Origin of the sequence: Paraburkholderia sp. SIMBA_053, from assembly GCF_046534895.1 — a bacterium.
In the GTDB taxonomy this organism is placed as follows: Bacteria; Pseudomonadota; Gammaproteobacteria; order Burkholderiales; family Burkholderiaceae; genus Paraburkholderia; species Paraburkholderia caledonica.
In genome coordinates this window covers 1-242 of the sequence record NZ_JAWRXU010001533.1, presented here as the reverse complement: position 1 = coordinate 242, position 242 = coordinate 1, and the positions used below count along the sequence as shown (strand labels likewise).

General features: G+C 37.2%; 1 protein-coding gene. It reads left to right on the top strand.

Translation table 11 applies throughout. The annotated features are described in order from the left end of the window. Window positions 1–78: 78 nt before the first annotated feature. Window positions 79–242: Gp15 family bacteriophage protein (locus SB753_RS40705; RefSeq protein ID WP_410805630.1), on the top strand; the 164-nt coding region annotated here is incomplete at its 3' end.

The window sequence follows — 242 nt, the reverse complement described above, 5'->3', positions numbered from 1 at the left end:
CTTGATATTGATTTGAAAACATTAATGAATAACGACAAAAAAGAAGATGGAGATGAAAAACTACTGTAACCGCCGATTGTGGATTTTACAATTGACGCAGAACGGATTTTTTCATCTTTTTTATTTGACTACAACATTGATTTGATCGAGCAGCAGGGAAAAATGCAGTGGAACAAGTTTCTGGCTCTCTTCCGTAACCTTTCTGAAAAATCTCCAATGGGTCAAGCGCTGCATTATCGCAC